Source organism: Actinomycetospora sp. NBRC 106375, assembly GCF_030269665.1.
Taxonomy (GTDB): Bacteria; Actinomycetota; Actinomycetes; order Mycobacteriales; family Pseudonocardiaceae; genus Actinomycetospora.
On sequence record NZ_BSTS01000009.1, the window covers coordinates 130,914 to 145,568 of the forward strand.

The window sequence follows — 14,655 nt, forward strand, 5'->3', positions numbered from 1 at the left end:
GCGGACGCGGCGCGCGCGGGGGCTCACAGGGCGACTCCTGGTTCCGGGCGAAGGGGCCCTCCGCTCGGTTCGACGTCCGGACCTGCTCGGTCCGCGTCCGGATCGTCCTCGCCGTCGACCCCGACCGCGATCCCCCCGCCGAGGTCCACGCGCGGGACGGCCCCCCGTCGATCGACGAGCGGTAGCGAGCGCAGGGTCCGCTCCAGGTGCCACTGCAGGTGGGCGGCCACGAGGCCCGCCGAGTCGCGGCGCGCGGCGCCGTCGGTGTCCTCGGCGGTGGTCCAGTCGCCGTCGCGCAGGGCCTCGAGCAGGCGCCACGTCGGCTCGGAGGGGACGACGGCGCCCGACGGCCGGCAGCCCTCGCACACGGCGCCGCCGGCGGGCACCGAGAAACGCCGGTGGTACGGCGCGCCCTCGCGCCCGCAGCGCGCGCACTCCGTGATCGCCGGGGCCCAGCCCGCGATGACCATGGCGCGCAGCAGGAAGGCGTCGAGGACGAGGTACGGGTCGCGGGTGCCGCCGGCGAGCCCGCGCAGGGCGCCGACGAGCAGCAGAAACAGGTCGCGGGCCGGCTCGCCCTCCTCCGAGGTGAGCCGGTCGGCGGTCTCGAGCAGCGCGCAGCCCGCGGTGTAGCGGGGGTAGTCGACGGTCAGCCCGCCGCCGAAAGCGTCGAGGGTCTGCACCTGCGTGACGATGTCGAGGGTGCGGCCGGTGTGCAGCTGCAGGTCCACGTGGCCGAACGGCTCCAGCCGCGCGCCGAACTTCGAGCTCGTGCGGCGCACGCCCTTGGCGACCGCGCGCACCTTGCCGTGCCGGTGGGTGAGGAACGTGACGATCCGGTCGGCCTCACCGAGCTTCTGCAGGCGCAGCACCACCCCGGTGTCGCGATAGAAGCCCACGTCGTCATCGTCCCACCTCGACGGCTCCGCGGGCCGGAGCAGCGGGCGCCCGTCGGAAACGATCGGCGTGTCGCGGAGACGAGCGTGTGGCGATCCTGGCGTCAGACGCCAGGAAAGCCGCATTGCTCGTACGAGGCCCCTACGTACGAGGCCCCTAGAACCCCAGACGGCGGAGCTGGCGGGGGTCGCGCTGCCAGTCCTTGGCGACCTTGACGAACAGGTCGAGGTGCACCTTCTCGCCCAGCAGGTTCTCGATCTGCGTGCGGGCGCGGGTGCCGACGTCCTTGAGTCGCGAGCCGCCGCGACCGATGACGATCGCCTTCTGCGAGGTGCGCTCGACGAAGATCTCGGCCCGCACGGTGAGCACCTTGCCCGGCGTCATCTCCTCGACGACGACGGCCAGCGAGTGCGGGAGCTCGTCACGGACACCCTCGAGCGCCGCCTCGCGGACGAACTCCGCGATCAGCCGCTCCTCGGGCTCGTCGGAGAGGTCGCCCTCGGGGTAGAGCGGCGGACCTGGCGGCATCCGCTCCAACAGCAGGTCCGCCAGCAGCGAGACCTGGTGCCCGGACTCCGCGGACACCGGGACGATCTCGGCGAACTCGGCGAGCTCGTGCACCGCCAGCAGGCGCTCGGCGATCACCTCGGGCCGCACGAGATCGGTCTTGGTGAGGATCCCGATGAGCGGGGTCTTCCCGGCGATCTTCTCCAGCTCCGAGGCGATGAACCGGTCGCCGGGCCCGATCTCCTGGTCGGCCGGCACGCAGAAGCCGATGACGTCGACCTCGGCCCAGGTCGTGCGTACGACGTCGTTGAGACGCTCCCCCAGCAGGGTCCGCGGACGGTGCAGGCCGGGGGTGTCGACGAGGACGAGCTGGCCGTCGTCGCGGTGCACGATCCCGCGGATCGCGTGCCGGGTCGTCTGCGGCCGCGACGACGTGATCGCGACCTTCTGCCCGACCAGCGCGTTCGTCAGCGTCGACTTGCCCACGTTGGGACGGCCCACGAAGCACGCGAACCCCGACCGGAAGCCCTCCCGGGTCGAGCTCCGCTCCCCTATCGGCGTGCTGTCCTGTCTCTTGTCTCCCTCAGGCTGCGTCAACGTGCTTCCCCTCGAGCCGCGCCACGATCTCGCGGCCGATGGGCAGCGCCGCGGTGGCCGCCGGCGAGGGCGCGTTGAGCACGTGCAGCACGCTCGGCCCGTCGGCGGCGTCGCCGTCCTGCACGAACAGGAAGTCGTCGACGAGCGACCCGTCGGGGCGGATCGCCTGCGCCCGCACGCCGGCGCGGCGGGCGACGTCGTGCGGCCGGGCCAGGTCGTCGGCGGTCACGCCGGGCAGCATCCGGGCCACGGCGGCGGCCATCGCCGACCGCGACAGCGAGCGGTACATCTCGCCGAGCCCGTAGCGCCACTGCTGTCCGGCGAGCTTGAGGAAGCCGGGGTCGGCGAGCGTCCCGGCGAGCTCGCGCACCCGCAGCGTGCGCCAGTCGTAGCCCTCGCGGGCCAGCGCCAGGACGGCGTTCGGGCCGACGTGCACCGAGCCGTCGACGCCGCGGGTCGCGTGCACGCCGAGGAACGGGAACGCCGGGTCGGGCACGGGGTAGACCAGCCCGCGCACCTGATCGCCGATCGGGCCGACCAGGTCGGAGTACTCGCCGCGGAACGGCACGATCCGCACGCCGGGGTCGAAGCCCGAGGCCCGGGCGATCTCGTCGGAGCGCAGCCCGGCGCACACCACGACCTGGCCCGCGAGCAGGTCGCCCCGGTCGGTGTGGACGACGACGTCGCGGCGCCGGCGGGTCACGGAACGGACCGCGCGCCCGGTGTGCAGCACGGCGCCCCGCGCGGCGGCGACGTCGGCGAGCTCGCGGGTGATCGCGCCGTAGTCGCAGATGCCCGTCGACGGCACCCAGAGCCCCGCGAGCGCCGCGACCGCCGGCTCACGGTCGCGGACACCGGCCTCGTCCAGCTCGTGGACCTCGACGCCGTTGGCGCGGCCGCGGCGCACCAGCTCAGCCATGCGCGGCAGCTCGGCCTCGTCGGTCGCGACGACGACCTTGCCGCACTCCTGCCAGGGCAGATCGTGCTCGGCGCAGAACTCCTTGGTCTCCGCGCACCCGGCGACGGCCAGGCGGGCCTTGAGCGACCCCGGCGCGTAGTAGAGCCCGGAGTGGATCACGTTGGAGTTGCGGCCGGTCTGGTGCGTGCCCGCGGTGTGCTCGCGCTCCACCAGCGCGACGGACGTGTGCCCGGCGGCGAGCAGCTCGTGCAGCACGGCGAAGCCGACGATGCCGCCGCCCACGACGACGACGTCGTGACGCGGGCTGGAGGCCACGGTTCCGGCGGGCGGGGTGGCGGCGTCAGCCACGGTCGTCCTTTCCGTCGCGGGCGCCGGTCGGGGCCCCGGCCTGGGCGCCGGATTGCGCTCCGGACTGGGCCAGGTCGCCGTCGCGGCGCCGCGGGTCGTCGGTGTGCTCGCCGTTCTCGGTGGCCCGAGCGTCCTCGGCGTGCGCGGTCTGCCGGGCATGGTCGCGGGTCGGCTCGTCGGCCCGGTCCGCGGGGGCCGGATCGGCCCCCTCCTCGGCCGGGCGCCACACCAGCACGCTGCGGATGCGCATCCGGCCGCGGGCGTCCTCGCCGCCCTCGGCGCGCAGCCGCAGGCCGGCGATCTCGGCCTCGGCGCCGGGCAGCGGCACGCGCCCGAGGCGCTGGGCGAGCAGCCCGCCGACGGTGTCGACGTCCTCGACATCGAACTCGACGCCCGCGGCCTGCTCGAGGTCCTCGACCGGCAACCGCGCGGCGACCCGCCAGCTGTGCTCGTCGAGGTGGTCGAGCGGGCGGTGCTCGGCGGCGTCGTACTCGTCGGTGATCTCACCGACGATCTCCTCGAGCAGGTCCTCGATGGTGACCAGCCCCGCCGTGCCGCCGTACTCGTCGACCACGAGCGCCATGTGGTTGCGGTCGCGCTGCATGTCGCGCAGCAGGGCGTCGGCACGCTTGGAGTCCGGGACGTAGCTCGCCGGGCGCATGACCTCGGCGACCGCGCCGGCCCGGTCGGCGGGCGCGTCGCCGTCGACGGTCCGCCGGACGAGGTCCTTGAGGTAGACGACGCCGACGGTGTCGTCGACGTTCTCGCCGATGACCGGGATGCGGGAGTACCCGCTGCGCAGGGCGAGGGCCAGCGCCTGGCGGACGGTCTTGTCCCGCTCGATCCACACCATCTCGGTGCGCGGGACCATCACCTCGAGCACCCGCGTGTCGCCGAGGTCGAACACCGACTGGATCATCGCCCGCTCGTCGTCGTCGACGAGCCCGCCGCGCTCGGCCATGTCGACCAGCTCGCGCAGCTCGACCTCCGAGGAGAAGGGGCCCTCACGGAAGCCGACCCCGGGCGTGATCGCGTTGCCGACGATGATCAGCAGCGTCGCCAGCGGGCCGAGCAGGCGCGCGAGCAGCCGCACGGGGACGGCGACGGCGAGCGCCATGCCGTAGGGGTGCTGGCGGCCGAGCGTGCGGGGCCCGACGCCGATGAGCACGTAGGAGACGAGCACGACGATCGCCCCGGCGACGAGCAGGGCGAGCCAGTCGGGACCGATGAGCTGCAGCGCGACGAACGCGCCGAGCACCGCGGCGGCCGCCTCGCAGGCCAGCCGCAGCAGCATGAGCAGGTTGAGGTGACGGGGCCGGTCGGCGACGATCGCGGCCAGCGCCTTCGCGCCGGTGGCGCCCTCGCGCACCAGCCCGTCCACCCGGGCCCGGGAGACCGTCGAGAGGGCCGCGTCGGCGGCGGCGAACACGCCGGCGAGCGGCACCAGCAGGATCGCGGCGACGAGCTGGCCGACCAGCCCCGACGTCACCGCGAGGCACTCCCCGGGTCGTCGCCGAGGCCGACGGTGCCGAGGAGCCGGTCGTCCTTGGCCCGGGCCCGCGCCGAACGGGCGGCGGCGGCCTCCTGCTCGCGGGCGGCGCGCTCGGCCTCGGCGCGGGCGGTGCGCCAGTCGGCCAGCAGCTCGGCCTGCAGGCCGAACATCTGGCGCTCCTCGTCGGCCTCGGCGTGGTCGTAGCCGAGCAGGTGCAGCACGCCGTGCACCGTCAGCAGGTGCAGCTCGTCCTCGAGGCCGTGGCCCGCGGCGGCGGCCTGGTCGGCGGCGAAGGCCGGGCAGAGCACGATGTCGCCGAGCAGCGCCGGCCCGGACGACGGGGCGTCGGGACGCCGCGCCGAGTCGTACTCGTCCATCGGGAACGACATGACGTCGGTGGGACCGGGCTCGTCGAGCCAGCGCTCGTGCAGCTCGGCCATCGGCTCCAGCTCGATGAGCATGATCGAGAGCTCGGCGAGCGGGCTGACGCCCATGCGGTCGAGGGCGTACCGGGCCACCTCGACGATCGGGCCCTCGGCCACGTCGACGCCGGACTCGTTGGCGATCTCGATGCTCATGTCGGTCCCGTCGGTGTCGGGGCTGGTGCTCATCGTCCCCGGCGCTCGCGGTTGCGCGGGCCCACCGGCGGCCCGGTGCGCGGCGCGTTGGACACGGCCTGGGGACGACGCTGCTGCTGCGCGGCGTCGTAGCGCCCGTACGCGTCGATGATGTCCGCCACGAGCCGGTGGCGGACGACGTCGTGGCTGGTGAGCTCGGCGAACTCGACGTCGTCGACGCCGTCCAGGATGTCCCGCACGATGCGCAGGCCCGACGTGGAGCCGCCCGGCAGGTCGACCTGGGTGACGTCGCCGGTGACGACCATCTTCGAGTTGAAGCCCAGCCGGGTCAGGAACATCTTCATCTGCTCGGGCGTCGTGTTCTGCGCCTCGTCGAGGATGATGAAGGCGTCGTTCAACGACCTTCCACGCATGTACGCCAAAGGGGCGATCTCGATGGTCCCTGCGGCCATGAGTTTTGGTACGGACTCCGCATCGAGCATGTCGTGGAGCGCGTCGTAGAGCGGCCGCAGGTACGGGTCGATCTTCTCCGACAGCGTCCCGGGCAGGAACCCGAGCCGCTCCCCCGCCTCGACCGCGGGGCGCGTCAGGATGATCCGGTTGACCTGCTTGGCCTGCAGCGCCTGCACGGCCTTGGCCATGGCCAGGTAGGTCTTGCCGGTGCCCGCCGGGCCGATGCCGAAGACGATCGTGTTGACGTCGATCGCGTCGACGTAGCGCTTCTGGTTGAGCGTCTTGGGCCGGACGGTGCGCCCGCGACGGGACACGATGTCGAGGCTGAGGACCTCGGCCGGCGACGGGGCTCCCCCGTCCGCCGCGTCGTCGCCGTCCTCCTGCAGCATCCGCACCGAGCGGCGCACGGCGTCGGGGTCGATCTGCTGGCCGCGGCTGGCGAGCACCACCAGCTCGGCGAACACCCGCTCGGCGAAGGCGACGTCCGCCGGGTCGCCGGAGAGGGTGAGCTCGTTGCCGCGGACGTGCACGTCGGCGGCCAGCAGGCTCTCGGCCTCGCGCAGGTTCTCGTCGCGCTTGCCCAGGAGCGCGAGGAGCGCCGCCTCGGGCACCACGATCCGGGAGGTTCCGTCACCGGTCACGTGCTGAACTGTCCTGCTTCCTCGCCGACGATCTGGCCTGCCCTCCATCGTAGCGCCCGGCGCGCCCGGTTCGCGGCGCCGTTCACAGCAGCCCCTCGACCTCCCCACGCACCGCCGCCCACGCCGCGTGGTCCGGGTCGATCACGGCGAAGTGGTCCGCACCCGGCAGCACGCGCAGCCGGGCGTCGCCCCGCGCGGCGGTCGCCGCGGTCACGTAGCGCTGGGACTGGTCGAGCGGGACGGTGCCGTCGACGTCGCCGTGCACGCACACCACCGGGGCCGCGGCGGGGACGAGGGCGGTGGGCGAGGCGAGGGCGTAGCGGTCGGCGACCTGGTCCGGTGTCCCGCCGAGGAGCTGGGCGACCGCGCCGCCACCGAGGCCCTGGGTGGCCCCGGCGACGAGGTCGAGCACCCCGGCCTGGCTGACCGTGCCCACGGGGCGCACCTGCGGGTCGGCGCCGGGCGCGCCGGCATCGAGACGCTCGCGGCTCGCGGCCCAGACGGCGAGCTGCCCGCCGGCGGAGTGCCCGAGGAAGACGACGCGGTCGAGGTCGAGGCGCTGGGCGGCGGCCTTCTGGACCGTGCCGGGCAGCAGGTCGACCGCCGTCGCCACGTCGGTGAACGTCGACGGCCAGCCGCCGCCGGCGCCCACGCGGCGGTACTCGACGTTCCAGGCCGCGACGCCGTGGTTGGTGAGGTCGACCGCGAGGGGCGTGCCGAGCTCGAGCCCGTAGGCCGCCTGCCAGTAGCCGCCGTGGACGACGACGACCACCGGCAGGTCGCCGGTGTCGCCCGGCGGCAGGTGCAGCACCCCGTACTGCGCCGGGTCGGGGCCGTAGGACAGCCGCTGGGTCCCGGGCGTGCCGGGGCGGGTCGGCGGCACCGTGATCCCGGGGTCCGGGGCGGGTGCGCGCCCGCAGGCGGCCAGGCCGGCGAGCGCGGTCATGCCGGCGAGACCGCCGAGCAGGCGCCGCCGGGGCAGGCGCACGTCCGGGGTCACCCCCACCGGCCGGTGCGCGCCCCCAGCGCACCGAGCGCCACCGCGCCCGCGGTCGACGTCCGCAGCACGTCGGGCCCGAGCCGCACCTCGAGGGCGCCGGCCTCGGCGAGCACCGCCCGCTCCTCGTCGGTGACGCCGCCCTCCGGGCCGACGACCAGCACCAGCTCGCCCTGCCCGGGCAGCGGGACGGTCGCGAACGATTCCTTCGCGGTCGCCTCGAGGAGCAGCACGGCGTCGGCGTCCCGTGCCGCGAGGTCGGGGGTGGTCAGCGGCGGGGCGACGTCGGGCACGTGGGCGCGCCGCGCCTGCTTGGCCGCCTCGCGGGCGGTCGACCGCCAGCGCGCGAGCGCCTTCTCCCCGCGCGTGCCGTCGTCCCAGCGGGCGACGCTGCGCGCCGCGCGCCACGGCACCACGGCGTCCACGCCGGCCTCGGTGGCCAGCTCGACGGCGAGCTCGCCGCGGTCCCCCTTGGCCAGCGCCTGGGCGAGGGTCACCCGCAGCGCGGGGCCCGGATCGGTGCGGCGCTCGAGCACCGTCGTCGTCACCGTGCTCTTGCCGACCTCGACGACCTCGACGCGCGCCCGCGTGCCGATCCCGTCGCCGATCAGCACGACCTCGCCCCGCCGGACCCGGCGGACGTCGGCGGCGTGCCGGCCCTCGGCGCCGTCGAGCACGACCTCGCCGGCCTCGGGCACCTCGTCGACCCAGAAGAGGGCGGGGCGGGTCCAGGCGGCGTCGTCGGTCTGGCGGCCACCCGCGGCACGCGGCGGGTCGGGAGCCGCCGCTCCGGAGGCGGTCGTCTGACGTCGAGCGTCGGCGAGTCCACCCCCTCGCCCGCGTCGGCTCACCGCGTGCGGCCGCCCGACCGGCGGCGCCCGAACAGCCCGTTGCGGTGGGCCAGCAGCTCCGGGCGCTCCTCGCCGCGCAGCTCGGCCAGCTCCTTGAGCAGCTCGGTCTGGCGGGTGTCGAGGCGGTCGGGGACCTGGATGTCGACGTGGACGAGCAGGTCGCCGCGCCCGTCGGTGCGCCCGGTGGAGCGCAGCCGGGGCATGCCCCGCCCGCGCAGCGTCAGCGTGGTGTTCGGCTGCGTGCCGGGCTCGATCGTCAGCTCCTCCTCGCCCTCGAGGGTGCGCTGCGGGAGCGTGGCGCCGAGTGCCGCCGCGGTCATCGGCAGGCTGAGGTGGGTGTGCAGGTCGACGCCGTCGCGGGTGAAGTACTCGTGGCGCTCCTCGGAGACCTCGATGTAGAGGTCGCCGGCCGGGCCGCCGCCGGGGCCGACCTCGCCCTGGTTGGCCATCCGGATCCGCATGCCGTCGCCGACGCCCGCCGGGACCTGCACCGTGACCGTGCGCCGCGAGCGCACGCGGCCGTCGCCGCCGCACTGCGCGCAGGGGCTGGGGATGATCTCGCCGGTGCCGCGGCAGACCGGGCAGGGCCGGGCGGTGACGACCTGGCCGATGAACGAGCGCTGCACGTTCTGGATCTCGCCGCGGCCGTCGCAGGTGTCGCACGTCTCGGTGCGGGTGCCGGGCTCGGCGCCGCCGCCGTGGCACTTCTCGCAGAGCACCGCGGTGTCGACCGTGAGGTCGCGGGCGACGCCCGTCGCGCACTCCTCGAGCGTGAGGTCGATCCGGATCAGCGCGTCCTCACCGGGCTGGACCCGGCTGCGCGGCCCCCGCCCGCCGGTGCCGCCGGCGGCGCCGAAGAACGCGTCCATGATGTCCCCGAGGCCGCCGAACCCCGCGGCGGAGAACCCGCCGGCCCCCGCGCCGCCGCCGCGGCCGGAGTCCAGCGGGTCGCCCCCGAGGTCGACGATGCGCCGTTTCTGCGGGTCGGTCAGGACCTCGTAGGCGGTCTTGACGTCCTGGAAGCGCGCCTGCGTCTCGTCGTCGGGGTTGACGTCGGGGTGCAGCTCGCGGGCGAGCTTGCGGTACGCCCGCTTGATCTCGCCCTCGTCCGCGTCCCGGGACACGCCCAGGATTCCGTAGTAGTCCTTCGCCACGCTGGTCCTCGTCCGTCCTGTCTCATCCGTGCCGGCGCCGTGCCTCGCGGCGGGCGCTCAGCGTCCCCCGACGATCTCACCGACGTAGCGCGCCACCGCACGCACCGCCGCGATCGCGCTGGGGTAGTCCATGCGGGTCGGCCCCACGACGCCCATGCCGCCCAGGGCCGTTGTCCCCGCTCCGTACCCGATCGACACCGTGGAGGCACTCCACAGGTCCTCGGACTCGTTCTCCTCGCCGATGCGCACGGTGACGGTGGGGGCGTCGCTCGCCGAGGTGAGCAGCCGCAGCACCACCACCTGCTCCTCGAGGGCCTCCAGCATGCCGCGCAGCGCCGTCGCGTCCGTGCCCGCCCGGGTCAGGTTGGCCGTCCCGCCGAGCACGAGCCGTTCCTCGGGGCGTTCGAGCAGGGCCTCGAGCAGCACCGCGGCGACGGACAGCAGCGGCGAGCGCAGCCCGTCGGGGGCGTTCTCGGGCAGCTCGGACATCCGTGCGGACGCCGTCGCCAGCGGCTGCCCGACCAGGGCGTTGTTGAGCAGCGCGCGCAGGCGCGCGACGTCCTCCTCGTCGAGCACGTCGCCGAGGTCGACCACGCGCTGGTCGACCCGGCCGGTGTCGGTGATCAGGACGAGCATCAGCCGCGCCGGCGTCAGCCGCACCACCTCGAGGTGGCGCACCGTCGAGCGCGTCAGCGTCGGGTACTGGACGACGGCGACCTGCCGCGTGAGCTGGGCGAGCAGCCGCACGCTGCGCTTGAGGACGTCGTCGAGGTCGACCGCGCCCTCGAGGAACGTCGTGATGCCGCGGCGCTCGGCGGGCGAGAGCGGCTTGACCTGGTGCAGCCGGTCGACGAACAGGCGGTAGCCCTTGTCGGTGGGGATCCGCCCGGCGCTGGTGTGGGGCTGGGCGATGTAGCCCTCCTCCTCCAGCGTCGCCATGTCGTTGCGCACGGTCGCGCTGGAGACGCCCAGGTTGTGACGCTCCACGATGGCCTTGGAACCCACCGGTTCGTTGGTGGCCACGAAGTCCGCGACGATCGCGCGCAGGACGGCGACGCGGCGCTCCTCGGCGTTCACCGCGCCCACCTCCCCGGTCCCTCGCGTCCGTCCGGTCCCGACCCTCCATCGTAGGCGAGTCGGATCGTCCCGTCCGTCGGTGGCGGCCCCCGGTGTCCGGGCCCGTGTCAGCAATCTGGCGTCGGGGGCGCTCAACTCGCGCGAGAGGCGCGCTGCGCATGATCGAACGCCTCAGCGACCTGCCGAACGTGCCTGTCGCCGGTGCGCGGAGCCCTCGCGGGGTCGGTGGGGAGATCACGAGCGCGTCATCCACCGGCGCCCGCGCGCCCGGGTGCACGACGCGCTCCTGATCAAGGGCAGCGACGGGGACGACGTACCTGGTGACACTCCCGGGAGATCGAACTGGAGAGCACCCCGGCAGGGCCTCGCCCTCAGCGCTCCGCGAGCGCCAGGGCGACACCGTCGGCGAGCAGGCGGCCACGGCGGGTGAGGACGGCGCGACCGCCCGCCCAGTGGGCGGGGTCCAGCAGCCCGTCGCGGGCCGCCTCGTCACCCGCGTCCCGGCCGGTCGCCGCCAGGGCGGAGACCGGCAGCCCGTCGACCGTGCGCAGTTCCAGGAGCACCTGCTCGAGGTGCGCCTCGTCGGGGGTGACGAGCTCGCGGGCCTCGGCCGGCGAGCGCCCGCCGGCCAGGGCCGCCGAGTAGCGGGCGGGGTGGCGCACGTTCCACCAGCGCGTGCCGCCGACGTGGGAGTGCGCGCCCGGCCCGGCGCCCCACCAGTCGCCGCCGCCCCAGTAGATGAGGTTGTGGCGGCAGCGGGCGTCGACCGAGCGCGCCCAGTTCGACACCTCGTACCAGCCGAACCCGGCGGTGGACAGGACGTCGTCGACGATCTCGTAGCGGTCGGCGAGCACGTCGTCGTCGGGCATCGGCAGCTCGCCCCGAGCCACCCGCCGCGCCAGCGCGGTCCCCTCCTCGATGATCAACGAGTACGCCGACACGTGGTCGGCTCCCGACGCGAGGACGGCGTTCAGTGAGCGGCGCAGGTCGTCGTCGGTCTCGGTGGGCGTGCCGTAGATGAGGTCGAGGTTGACGTGCTCGATCCCGGCGGCCAGCGCCTCGCCCGCCACCGAGACCGCCGCCCCGGGCGTGTGCCGGCGGTCGAGGACGGCGAGGACGTGGTCGACGTCGGACTGCATGCCCAGCGACAGGCGCGTGTAGCCGGCCTCCGCGATCGCGGCGAGCAGCTCCGGCGTCGTCGACTCGGGGTTGGCCTCGGTGGTGACCTCGGCGCCGTCGCGCAGCCCGAACGTGCCGCGGACGGCGTCGAGCACCGACACCAGGCCCTCGGCGCCGAGCAGCGACGGCGTCCCCCCGCCGAGGAAGACGGTGTCGGCGGGCGGCGGCTCGCCGAGCACCGAGGCGGCGAGATCGAGCTCCCGGCGCAGCCCCTCGAGCCACGAGGCCGGCGAGGCGGGGTCGTCGGAGGACGTCAACCCCAGGTCGATGGCCGTGTAGGTGTTGAAGTCGCAGTACCCGCAGCGCGTCGCGCAGAACGGCACGTGCACGTAGACCCCGAAGGGGCGCGTGCCGAGCCCCTCGAGCGACGCGCGCGGCAGGGCGCCGTCGGCCGGCGCCGGCTCGCCGGACGGGGGGACGGAGGGCACGGGACCAGTGTGCCCGTCCCGGACTGCGGCGAAGGTCACCGGAGATGGTCTCCCGGTGGAGGCGGCGCGCCCCGGATGGCACGGTCGGATCATGCCCGCGAACCGCCTGCTCCTCGTGGCCCGTCGCCACGTGGACCTCGGCCGTCTCGCGAGCGCCCTCTGCCCGGTGTGCTGACGCCCGCCCACCCCACCGCAGAGGACACCCATGACCACGGCCCCGCCTGCCCTCGATCAGCAGGCCACCACCACCAGCCCCCGGACGGTGCTCGTCGCGAGCCTCATCGGCACGACGATCGAGTGGTACGACTTCTTCCTGTTCGCGACGGCGGCGGGGATCGTCTTCCCGCAGCTGTTCTACGGCAACGGCGACCCCACGGTCGCGACGCTGCTGTCGTTCGCGACGTTCGCGGTGGGCTTCGTCGCCCGCCCGATCGGCGGGCTGATCTTCGGGCACATCGGCGACCGGTTCGGGCGGCGCGAGACGCTGATCGTGACGATGGCGCTGACCGGCCTCGCGACGGCGGCGATCGGGTTCCTCCCGACCTACGCCGCCATCGGCGTCGCGGCGCCGATCCTGCTGGTCGTCCTCCGGGTGGTCCAGGGCATCGCGATCGGCGGCGAGTGGGGCGGCGCCGTGCCCTCGTCCTGACCTACACGGTGGCGACGCTGAAGATGCCGCGCACCGAGGTGCTGGTCGCGGTCACCGTGGCCGCGATCCTCAGCGCGCTCGTCGTCCCGCTCGCCGGGGCGTGGGGCGACCGGATCGGGCGCGGCAAGGTGTTCGCGCTCGGGTGCGTCCTCCTCGTGATCGGGGTCTTCCCGGCGTTCGCGCTGCTCGGCACCGGCTCGATCGTCGCGGTGACCGCGGTGCTCCTCGTCATGCTCGGCCTGTCCTACGGCCTGTCCAGCGGCGCGGAGTCGACGTTGTTCGCCGAGGTCTTCCCCACCTGCACCCGCTACACCGGCATGTCCCTGGCCTTCCAGGGCGGCGGGATCTATGCCTCCGGCCTGACCCCGCTGATCCTCACCTTCCTGCTCGCCGCCAGCGGCGGCACGCCCTGGCTCGCCGCGGCCTACCTCGCGCTCGCGGGCGCCGTCAGCACGGTCGCCGCCCTGCGCGCGAAGCCCCTCGAGACGCTCGAGGAGCCCCGATGTCGATCACAGCTCACTGGTTCCTGCCGACCTACGGCGACTCGCGCGGCCTCGTCGGCGGCGGGCACGGCGTGGCCACGACGGCCGCCGACGCCGTCCGACCCGCCGAGATCGGCTACCTCGCCCAGATCGCCCGCGCCGCCGAGACCGTCGGGTTCGAGGGCGCCCTCACGCCCACCGGCGCGTGGTGCGAGGACGCCTGGCTGACCACGGCGATGCTCGTCGCGGAGTCCGAGCGGCTGAAGTTCCTCGTCGCGTTCCGTCCCGGGGTCCTGTCCCCCACGCTCGCCGCCCAGCAGGCCGCCACGTTCCAGCGGCACTCCCAGGGACGCCTGCTGCTCAACGTCGTCACCGGCGGCGAGCCCGCCGAGCAGCGCGCCTACGGCGACTACCTGGGCAAGGACGACCGCTACGTGCGCACCGGCGAGTTCCTCGAGGTGGTGCGCCGGCTCTGGGCCGGCGAGACGGTGACCCTGCACGGTGAGCAGATCCACGTCGACGAGGCCGCCCTGACCCGCGTGCCCGACCCGGTGCCGCCGGTCTACTTCGGCGGGTCCTCGCCCAAGGCCGGCGAGGTCGCGGCGGAGCACGTCGACGTCTACCTGACCTGGGGCGAGCCGCCCGAGCAGGTGCGGCAGAAGATCGAGTGGATCCGCGGCCTGGCCGCCGCGCAGGGCCGCGAGGTCCGGTTCGGCATCCGCCTGCACGTGATCGCCCGCGACACGTCCGACGCGGCGTGGGCCCAGGCCGAGCAGTACCTCCGCGGCATCCCGGAGGAGATGATCGAGAAGCTGCAGTCGGGCCTGTCGCGCAGCGAGTCCGAGGGCGAGCAGCGCATGCGCGCCCTGCACTCCGGGGGCACGAAGACCGCCGCCGACCTCGAGGTCGCCCCCAACCTCTGGGCGGGGGTCGGCCTTGTGCGCGGCGGGGCGGGGACCGCGCTCGTCGGCAGCCACACCGAGGTCGCCGACCGGATCGCGGAGTACCACGACCTCGGGATCACCGAGTTCGTCCTGTCCGGGCACCCGCACCTCGAGGAGGCGTACTGGGTCGGCGAGGGCGTCCTGCCCGAGCTGGGCCGACGCGGCCTGTGGTCGCACCCGGCCGGCACCGTCGACGCCGCCCCGGCCGCGGTGCCCTTCGCCCAGTAGCTGAACGTCACGTGGCCATCGGTCCCCTGCTCGTGGCAGGCTCGTGGTCATGTGCGCGCCGGGCGACCTCCTCGTGAGTCGACGTCACGTCGACCTCGTGCGCCTCGCCAGCGCCCTCTGCCGCGCCTGCTGAGCGCGAGCCCCGCCACCACGCCCGAGCGGCTGTCGCGCGTCCACCTCGAGGTCCGCCCTCGTCGTGTGTCCGCGCGCGGCCGTGCACCACCCCCGGAGGAC

At 74.8% G+C, this 14,655-nt stretch carries 15 protein-coding genes and 1 pseudogene; 5 read left to right on the plus strand and 11 right to left on the minus strand.

The features are described from left to right. Positions 1–23 precede the first annotated feature (23 nt). The 11 genes from recO to hemW form a co-directional block, all read right to left on the minus strand. The gene (gene recO / locus QSK03_RS16605) at positions 24–899 is read right to left on the minus strand and encodes a DNA repair protein RecO (RefSeq protein WP_285654072.1); all 876 of its coding nucleotides are present in this window, start codon (positions 897–899) and stop codon (positions 24–26) included. A gap of 154 nt (positions 900–1,053) precedes the next feature. Further along, on the minus strand, positions 1,054–1,959 hold the full coding sequence (era, locus tag QSK03_RS16610) for a GTPase Era (protein ID WP_285654371.1): 906 nt from the start codon (positions 1,957–1,959) through the stop codon (positions 1,054–1,056). Positions 1,960–1,987: 28 nt separating this feature from the next. Continuing rightward, positions 1,988–3,268, minus strand: coding sequence for an L-2-hydroxyglutarate dehydrogenase (lhgD, locus tag QSK03_RS16615; RefSeq protein ID WP_285654074.1), 1,281 nt, complete (start codon positions 3,266–3,268; stop codon positions 1,988–1,990). Further along, on the minus strand, positions 3,261–4,757 hold the full coding sequence (locus QSK03_RS16620; protein ID WP_285654076.1) for a hemolysin family protein: 1,497 nt from the start codon (positions 4,755–4,757) through the stop codon (positions 3,261–3,263). The genes lhgD and QSK03_RS16620 overlap by 8 nt, the downstream gene beginning before the upstream one ends. Further along, a complete protein-coding gene (ybeY, locus tag QSK03_RS16625) occupies positions 4,754–5,338 on the minus strand; it encodes an rRNA maturation RNase YbeY (RefSeq protein WP_285654373.1) in 585 nt (194 codons plus the stop codon). The genes QSK03_RS16620 and ybeY overlap by 4 nt, the downstream gene beginning before the upstream one ends. A gap of 29 nt (positions 5,339–5,367) precedes the next feature. Then, on the minus strand, positions 5,368–6,480 hold the full coding sequence (locus QSK03_RS16630; protein WP_502872177.1) for a PhoH family protein: 1,113 nt from the start codon (positions 6,478–6,480) through the stop codon (positions 5,368–5,370). A gap of 34 nt (positions 6,481–6,514) precedes the next feature. After that, the gene (locus QSK03_RS16635) at positions 6,515–7,438 is read right to left on the minus strand and encodes an alpha/beta hydrolase family protein (RefSeq protein WP_285654080.1); all 924 of its coding nucleotides are present in this window, start codon (positions 7,436–7,438) and stop codon (positions 6,515–6,517) included. Continuing rightward, positions 7,429–8,127, minus strand: a complete 699-nt coding sequence (locus tag QSK03_RS16640; RefSeq protein WP_285654082.1) for a 16S rRNA (uracil(1498)-N(3))-methyltransferase — start codon at positions 8,125–8,127, stop codon at positions 7,429–7,431. The genes QSK03_RS16635 and QSK03_RS16640 overlap by 10 nt, the downstream gene beginning before the upstream one ends. A gap of 149 nt (positions 8,128–8,276) precedes the next feature. Continuing rightward, complete coding sequence (gene dnaJ / locus QSK03_RS16645; RefSeq protein ID WP_285654084.1) at positions 8,277–9,434, minus strand: molecular chaperone DnaJ; 1,158 nt, start codon at positions 9,432–9,434, stop codon at positions 8,277–8,279. 57 nt (positions 9,435–9,491) lie between these two features. Beyond that, complete coding sequence (gene hrcA, locus QSK03_RS16650) at positions 9,492–10,511, minus strand: heat-inducible transcriptional repressor HrcA (RefSeq protein WP_285654086.1); 1,020 nt, start codon at positions 10,509–10,511, stop codon at positions 9,492–9,494. A 371-nt stretch (positions 10,512–10,882) separates the two neighbouring features. Further along, the gene (gene hemW / locus QSK03_RS16655) at positions 10,883–12,118 is read right to left on the minus strand and encodes a radical SAM family heme chaperone HemW (protein WP_285654089.1); all 1,236 of its coding nucleotides are present in this window, start codon (positions 12,116–12,118) and stop codon (positions 10,883–10,885) included. A gap of 91 nt (positions 12,119–12,209) precedes the next feature. On the opposite strand from hemW, the gene QSK03_RS33150 reads away from it, so the two are divergent. The 5 genes and pseudogenes from QSK03_RS33150 to QSK03_RS33155 all read left to right on the plus strand — a co-directional run bounded on the left by QSK03_RS33150 (position 12,210) and on the right by QSK03_RS33155 (position 14,554). Continuing rightward, positions 12,210–12,293: a putative leader peptide gene (locus tag QSK03_RS33150; protein ID WP_352232011.1), complete on the plus strand. Its 84-nt coding sequence runs from the start codon at positions 12,210–12,212 to the stop codon at positions 12,291–12,293. Positions 12,294–12,323: 30 nt separating this feature from the next. Further along, positions 12,324–12,767, plus strand: coding sequence for an MFS transporter (locus tag QSK03_RS16660; RefSeq protein ID WP_285654091.1), 444 nt, complete (start codon positions 12,324–12,326; stop codon positions 12,765–12,767). A 23-nt stretch (positions 12,768–12,790) separates the two neighbouring features. Then, a pseudogene (locus QSK03_RS16665) lies at positions 12,791–13,174 on the plus strand (MFS transporter); the annotation flags it as partial. A gap of 95 nt (positions 13,175–13,269) precedes the next feature. Continuing rightward, positions 13,270–14,421, plus strand: coding sequence for an LLM class flavin-dependent oxidoreductase (locus tag QSK03_RS16670; RefSeq protein ID WP_285654093.1), 1,152 nt, complete (start codon positions 13,270–13,272; stop codon positions 14,419–14,421). A gap of 49 nt (positions 14,422–14,470) precedes the next feature. After that, entirely contained in the window at positions 14,471–14,554 is an 84-nt protein-coding gene (locus tag QSK03_RS33155; RefSeq protein WP_352232012.1) for a putative leader peptide, read from the plus strand. Positions 14,555–14,655: the final 101 nt, after the last annotated feature.